Below are 6547 nucleotides of genomic sequence, written 5' to 3' on the forward strand. Positions count from 1 at the left end.
GGTCCAAGCAGGAGTTTCCGCCAGCCGGTTTCTCCGGAAGCTCGACGAGGCCAGGATCCGGATGACCCTTACTGCGGCAAGCAGCGTCAGCCCGCCTTCCGGATCAAGCGCTCGATACCAGCCGGAGAGGCGTCGTCGTGGGCTCCCGTCTGTTCGTCGAATACCAGGCTGCAGTGGCCGCAGTACCGCAGGCGTGGATACACCCGGAGCGCCTTCCGGTACAGGTTGGTGGCGTCGGCCTTTTGCCTCGCCAGCGGTTCTCGGCTTCCAGCCACTGACGCCCACAGGAAAAGTCCTCCAATGACCGTGCCGATTCCCAGCGAGAGGACGGCCCACAGGCTGGGATGCGTCAGCGCGGAAAGGACAAAGCCGAAGAATCCTGCGGCCGAGACACCGACCACGGCGGGGCGCCAGTTCACCTCCTCGGCGGGGTCTTCCGGAGGTTGCAGATCTTCGGCCAACTGGCTGGACACGGTCCCTGACAGATCCGCCCCCATCATCCCAATTCCGATGCCGCCAGGGCCTAGTACCGGTCCGGCGCCGAAACCGGACTCGTTTACCTGGAAAGTGCCTTCCGCCTGGATGGCCAGCAGTTTCTTGCCAATGGTGCCGCATACGGGGCAATTTACCGACATGGAGCAACTCCTCAAAAAAGGCCGGCTCGAGAAATCCGGCACCAGTATAGGCATCGTGCTCCGTTCGCCGGCCCCCTGGAGCGCCCGCGTTCTGGTTACCGGGGTCGAGGCGGCTGGAATCGTTATCGGGTTTCCGCTATACTGTAAATTGAATTTACCGAACCAAAGCTGTCGGGAACCCCTGACGAGTTCAAGGCCGCTTTGCGAGAAGACGATAAACTCCAGGCGGTCAAAGTCCGCCGGGCAGGGTTTTCACTGGCCTGAATCGCGGTTTGTGCTTACTGCGGATCAGGCATGTCCCGTGCTGCCGAAACCGCCGGCGCCTCGGCCTGACGCCACGAACTCCGATACGATCCGCAACTGGGCGCGCACGATCGGCGCCAGGATGAGTTGAGCCACCCGGTCTCCGGGCTGGACGGTAATCGGTTCCGAAGAGCGGTTCCACAATGGAATCCGGATTTCGCCCTGGTAGTCGGCATCGACGATGCCCGTCAGGTTTCCGAGCACCAGCCCGCGCGATCCCAGGCCAGAACGGGGCACGATCATGGCCATCAGAAAAGGATCGCCAATGTGGATGGCGATCCCTGAACACACGAGGCAGGTGTCGTTGGGTGCCAGGATCAGGGTCTCCGCCAAGCAGGCCCGCAGGTCCATGCCGGCGGAACCGGTTGTCTGATACTGAGGCAGGCCCCACTGATGAATCCGGTCATCCAGGATCTGGACTTCCAGCAAGGGGCGCTCCAGGGAGCCGGATAATTCAGGTTTCATGCAAATCCTTCTATCACTGACGCATGGCCATGACGATGTACCGGGTCTCCCCGTCCGTAAGTTCCACCGCGCTCGAGGCGTCCCGGTAGTAAACCCGCCAACGGCCGGGAGACAGAACCTTGCCGGAGTCGAGCAGATAGTCCCGGTTCAGCAGCACCCCCAATTCCAGGGGACACGCGTCCCTGGGTTCCCCGGGGGGGCACACTTCCGGATTTCCTACGGCCGGCGTTACCGTCATCTCGGCCACGGCTTCCTCCTGAGCGGAGACCGCTCCCGGGCGGGACCGGATGGTCAGGGTGTCACCGTCGGTTGTCAGCTGCAGGCTGGGGGCGTCCGGATTCGTCAGCGGGGCCACCTGCTTCAGGCAGTCCAGGAATTCCGCGGAGTCCAGCTCCAGGGATCCGGCATCCCGGTGGGGGAGCGCCCGTTCGTAGGCCAGATATTCGCCATCGATCCGGTTGGTTTCCAGCAGCAAGCTCGGCGTCCGTAGCCGCAGGCCATGTTCGTCCAGCAGGCATTCGACCGTTTCAGCGCTGCCGGCCGCCTTGATGAGCGTGGCGAGATTCGTGACCGGCAGGATGCAGGCGTCCTCCCTGGAAATTGATCCCTGCGGCAGTTCGACTTCGACGTGGGCCAGCCGACGGCCGTCGGAAGCCGTCATCCGGTAGCCATCCGGATTCTGCAGGAGTTCGAGATAAACGCCGTTCAGGATGGCGCGCGCATCCTGTTTACCGGCCGAAACCAGGACCTGTTCCAGGTGCCTGGCCAGTTGGGCGCCGGGCAGGACGGCTACCGCCCCTGACGCGACGGAATCGGCCTTCCTGGGTTCCAGGGCGGGGTGGTTGTCCGACAAGACCGTCAGGGAGAACTTCGATTTTCCGGCGCGGAGCGCCAGCTTGCCTGGTTCCAGAGCGGCCTTGACCTCGGTACCCTTCGGAATCGGTTTCAGCACGGATACCAGCTTCTCGGCCGGAATGTGGATTGCGCAGGGCAGGGGGGTCTTCGCGTCGGCCAGGACCTGGACGTCCGGCAGCAGAGCCGATAGTCGCAGGGCACCGTTGTTGGCCGTCAGCCGGACTTCCGTGGCGGAAATGTCCAGGCGCAGGGCCATATCGCCGACGCCGCCCGGGGTCCCCGCGCAGGAGGCGACGAGGTGGACGATCGGGTAGGCGGTATCGCGCGGAAACTGAAATTGGGCCATGAGCGAGCCATTTTGAGTAAATGTAATTTATAGTATACTATCAGTTTATAGAAACGAAAAGCGGGTTGCCGCCCGCCAGCCTGGAACGGTCGGAGCCCTTGCGGTTGGCCTAGCCGGAGCCGGGCAGAGCCGTCCCTGATCGGCGACTGGGCGCTATACGTGGTAGGTCTTGTTTTTCAAAGGAGGAGTCGAATGCCGAATCTGGAGGAGATGGCCAACGGTTGGCTCGAGGCGTGCCAGAAGGAGATCACGGAGCAGGGGGATATCGATCCTACGCTGTTCCTCTTTTTCCAGGACGGAACAGTGGCTCGGCTGCGGGTTTTGGACCTGGAGCATAAGGCGCAGTTGGCGGAATCCCTGCCACGGCTGGTGGCCCGGATCAGTGCCGACCACGACGGCTCGCCCTTGGTGCTCGCAATGTTCGGCAGTACCGGCTGGAGTAGCGCCCAGCGAGAGGCGGCGCCCAGCCAGGCGGCCGACCGCCAGGAGGTTCTGGTGGTCGAAGGCGCGGTTCAGGGCCGGGCGCAACTGGTCGTCGTGCCCATCCGGCGGGCGGAGAACCAGACGCCGAGTTTTGGCGAACCTGTCCGGCAGACGGCGAACTTTCCATTCTCACGGTTTCTGCTCCCCTTATTCGTCCCGGACGGTCCCCGGCATTGACGATTTTCTGGCGGCCTCCGACCTCGGTCCGGGCCGCCTTCTTTCCGGGCACTGACCTGGACAGATCCCCAGGCCGGATTGCTGCCGTTGGCGCAAGAACATCTGCGGCCAGGGCCGGGCTTGCCGCCAAGAGCATGCTGCTCCGGACATTCTGGTCCATCCGGCGCTGCGGCGGCCTCGTTTAGGCCGCCGGCGGGAGTGGTCGCCATCCCGCACGGGACTGCCGGTCAGCCGTGGGGCCTGGTCCGGAAACCGTATTGGGCGTCGAAGCCCTTTCGCTGAACCTGTTCCCGGTCACTGAGCGCCGCCATGGGCAGCCGGGATTCGGTCATGACGTCAAAGAGGTAGCGCTCGAGCTCCTGGTAGGCGGTTTGCGGATCCAGCCGTTTGTAGAACTGGATCTCTCGCAATTCCGGGTTGAGCGTGAACACCGTTTTCCGCGTCTGATGTCGGCGTGTGTCCTCCTGCGCGGGGATCCAGCTGCTGGTGATGCCGGCCATGACCAGTTCCGGCAGATGGCGAGCGGACCCGGATGCCAGCCAGTCAGCCAATCCGGCCCGTGGCTCGGCCGTCCGCTCCGCGCGAGAGTGCCAGCCAAGCTCAAAGCCCAGTCGGGTGCCCAAGCGCAGCACGGTGTCCAGCCGGTGCAGCTTTTCCAGCAGGGAATCCAGTTGTTCCGGGGTCCAAACGACCGTGCCGTCCAAGGCGATCAAGGCCGCGGGTAGCTTCGGGGCCGTCCGGCGCCAGCGCGCGTAATTGCCGGTAAGCGTTTCCTCCAGTTGCCAGGCGGGGTAGACCTGCCCGCAGAATACGAGGATCCTGGGCACTAACCAGCCCCACTCCGGGCCTGCTTCCCGCTGATACCGTACCGCGACGGCCTTCCTGGGATGATCGGCCTGGATCCGGGCCAGTAACGCGCTCTGAGCGGCGTCCGCCGGCCGGGTGCTGCACAGGAAGATCCGATCCCGATCGGATGGATCCATCAGGCTGTCGTAGTAATCCTTGTAGCTGCTGACGATTTTCAAGGGGATAGCCTCACTTTTGGTATAGGCAAATTATAGCGCCAGGAGAACCGGCAGTCCATCCAAGGCGTCCGCCTTCGGTGGCTTCGTAGCGGCTGGGTCGTTTCCCGGTCGACATGATGCTCCGATTCCTGCTATACTTTGCATATTGGAAACAGTAAATCTGCAGCGCTTGTATTGCTCTTTGCCAGACTAGGTAGCGTCCCGCAATATTACACTGCTAACCGTCCCTATTAGGAGAACAGTACATGGCCACATCCGCATCTATTGGCATCTTCCTGGAAGCCGGTCTCTCCCCTGAAAGGGCTGAGCGGTTGGCTGAACGGTTGAAGGCCCTAGACCCCTTGGGAGCCGTACCGGTCAAAAATCGGTTTCATGAGGATCCGGAGACCGGCAAGATCCTGCTCACGCCTGAATACCTGGCGTATTACCGTAAACGCTTCGCCGAAGCCGGGCTGAACCTCGACAATTATCGGTCCAATCGTAAAGATTTCATCAAAGGTCTCCGTGCCGTCAATGCCCATGCCTGGGCGAAGCTTGAGGCTGAAACCGATCGCCGTCTCGCCCAGACGAAAGATCAGGCGATGATCGAGTCCCTGGCCGCTTTCCGGAATAAGGATTTCGCCGAAGCCAGGAGACTCCTGGAAGTGTCTCAGCGCCGGAAGGCGTTTAAGATCGCCTGACTGAAGAAAAGGCCCCGAAAGACGGGGCCTAATAATGAGCAAGCTAGTCACGAAAACCTAATTCATCCCGTAGGACTTGTACGTGGAACAGATAATAACTATCAGTTGCGGCCGCCTGTTCGAAGTAGGGGATCCCTTCCAGAATTTCTTCGCGGGACCACCCCTTGCAAAGCTCCTCAAGCATCCAGGGAGAAACATCCAGTGAGTACAGCACGGTAACCTCCAATCAAAGTGGCCTGGTACCGGAATATAGCGGCGTCTCCTGCTAGAGTAGTCCTAACGCTAAGGCGGCGGCGTTCCTACTTCGGCATCCATCCACTTCGGGAGCACGAGCAGCCTTCAGAGAGCGGTGGGCAAAACCAATGTGCGCTGGGACTTTCTTTCGCTTTTGACCAAAGGGGACGGGAATCTTTAGGGCTCCCGTGAGTCGCGCTTTGCCGGATTAGGCCACATCTCTGAAAAAAACGGTTTAGTTGGGTCGCGCTAGCACGCTGGCTAATACGACTTTTCTCGTACGGAGATCGGCTTGTGGCGGTATTGGCCAGGCTACCCGATACGCTTTGTTTCCCGTTTGTATTAGGAGTACAGATCATGGACACCATTCTTGAAATTCTATTGAAAGCCGACATCCCGCAGGAGCGGGCGGAACAGATGATCAAACAGATGGACGCTCTGGATCCCATGGCGGCGGTACCGGTCAAGGACCGGTTCCTGGAAGAGCCGAAGACGGGTAAAATCCTGCTTACGCCAGCTTACTTGGTTTATTACCGCAAACGGTTTGCCGAGGCGGGGCTGAATCTTGACAACTACAGGGCCAATCGCAAGGACTTCATCCAAGGACTACGCGCCATCAACGCCTACGCCGGGGAGAAGCTCGAGGCCGAAACCGATCTGCACCTCGCTCAAACCAAGGATCCGGCGATGCGATCGGCGGTGGAAGCGCTGCGGAATAAGGATTTCGCTGAAGCCCGGCGGTTTACCGAAATAGCCCAGCGCCGTAAGGGATTCAAGGCCGTTTGACGGGTCGAACCGTTTAGGGGCGGCGCCGGCAAATGGTCGCCAACCTTTCCTTCGCTTTCCTCCAAGGAAAGGATTTGGCCCGAGTTTTTCCTTAGTGGCTAGACGCCCAGCCGTTCGGCCAGGAATTTCCGGAGCACCAGTCGTGCCTTGTCCGCGCAGCACTCCAAGCCTTCCTGTTCCTGGATTTCCTGTTTCAGCAACCGGAAGGCCAGCGGCAGTCCATAGACCACCGCCAGCAGGTCGGCGTCCGCTGGCCGACCGTCGTCTTGGCCCAGGAGCTTCAGCAGGTCCAGGGCGATGGTCCGCATCTTGCGCTCGGCCTCCAGCACCGCCCGTGTCCGGCCACCGTCCTGGCAGGCATCCCAGAGATCCCGGTATTCCGGGTCGGCCTCGCGTTGGGCCTGGTAGCGCCGGCTCAGGGCGCCCAGCACTTCTGTCAGCGCCGAGCTGGCTGCGATGGGCTTCGAATCGGCAGGAACGGCGGTCATGACACCGCTGCCGGTTCGGCACTGTCCGCCGCCAACCGGGTCGCCCTCGAAGCGATCTCCTGCCGTTCGG

At 61.5% G+C, this 6547-nt stretch carries 8 protein-coding genes; 3 read left to right on the plus strand and 5 right to left on the minus strand.

The features are described 5' to 3' along the window. Positions 1-86 precede the first annotated feature (86 nt). From ACYCUK_RS01985 to ACYCUK_RS01995, 3 genes are all read right to left on the minus strand, one after another. The gene (locus ACYCUK_RS01985) at positions 87-635 is read right to left on the minus strand and encodes a hypothetical protein (protein ID WP_461593168.1); all 549 of its coding nucleotides are present in this window, start codon (positions 633-635) and stop codon (positions 87-89) included. Positions 636-923: 288 nt separating this feature from the next. Continuing rightward, complete coding sequence (gene dut / locus ACYCUK_RS01990; protein ID WP_461593169.1) at positions 924-1403, minus strand: dUTP diphosphatase; 480 nt, start codon at positions 1401-1403, stop codon at positions 924-926. A gap of 13 nt (positions 1404-1416) precedes the next feature. Continuing rightward, positions 1417-2604, minus strand: a complete 1188-nt coding sequence (locus tag ACYCUK_RS01995) for a DNA polymerase III subunit beta family protein (protein WP_461593170.1) — start codon at positions 2602-2604, stop codon at positions 1417-1419. Between the two features lie 192 nt (positions 2605-2796). On the opposite strand from ACYCUK_RS01995, the gene ACYCUK_RS02000 reads away from it, so the two are divergent. Next, positions 2797-3264, plus strand: coding sequence for a hypothetical protein (locus ACYCUK_RS02000; protein ID WP_461593171.1), 468 nt, complete (start codon positions 2797-2799; stop codon positions 3262-3264). Positions 3265-3491: 227 nt separating this feature from the next. Here the strand turns inward: ACYCUK_RS02000 and ACYCUK_RS02005 are convergent, their stop codons facing one another. Further along, a complete protein-coding gene (locus ACYCUK_RS02005; protein ID WP_461593172.1) occupies positions 3492-4289 on the minus strand; it encodes a hypothetical protein in 798 nt (265 codons plus the stop codon). 245 nt (positions 4290-4534) lie between these two features. On the opposite strand from ACYCUK_RS02005, the gene ACYCUK_RS02010 reads away from it, so the two are divergent. After that, entirely contained in the window at positions 4535-4969 is a 435-nt protein-coding gene (locus tag ACYCUK_RS02010) for a hypothetical protein (protein WP_461593173.1), read from the plus strand. A 591-nt stretch (positions 4970-5560) separates the two neighbouring features. Next, the gene (locus tag ACYCUK_RS02015) at positions 5561-5989 is read left to right on the plus strand and encodes a hypothetical protein (RefSeq protein WP_461593174.1); all 429 of its coding nucleotides are present in this window, start codon (positions 5561-5563) and stop codon (positions 5987-5989) included. Positions 5990-6087: 98 nt separating this feature from the next. On the opposite strand, the gene ACYCUK_RS02020 is transcribed toward ACYCUK_RS02015, so the two are convergent. Continuing rightward, a partial coding sequence (locus ACYCUK_RS02020) for a hypothetical protein (protein ID WP_461593175.1) occupies positions 6088-6547 on the minus strand: 460 nt, incomplete at its 5' end.

Source organism: Thiomonas sp. (assembly GCF_054608695.1).

Bases quoted from the DNA above. Each gene is read 5' to 3' on its own strand.
- ACYCUK_RS01985 (WP_461593168.1), bottom strand. From the start codon at position 635: ATGTCGGTAAATTGCCCCGTATGCGGCACCATTGGCAAGAAACTGCTG.
- dut (WP_461593169.1), bottom strand. From the start codon at position 1,403: ATGAAACCTGAATTATCCGGCTCCCTGGAGCGCCCCTTGCTGGAAGTC.
- ACYCUK_RS01995 (WP_461593170.1), bottom strand. From the start codon at position 2,604: ATGGCCCAATTTCAGTTTCCGCGCGATACCGCCTACCCGATCGTCCAC.
- ACYCUK_RS02015 (WP_461593174.1), top strand. From the start codon at position 5,561: ATGGACACCATTCTTGAAATTCTATTGAAAGCCGACATCCCGCAGGAG.
- ACYCUK_RS02000 (WP_461593171.1), top strand. From the start codon at position 2,797: ATGCCGAATCTGGAGGAGATGGCCAACGGTTGGCTCGAGGCGTGCCAG.
- ACYCUK_RS02010 (WP_461593173.1), top strand. From the start codon at position 4,535: ATGGCCACATCCGCATCTATTGGCATCTTCCTGGAAGCCGGTCTCTCC.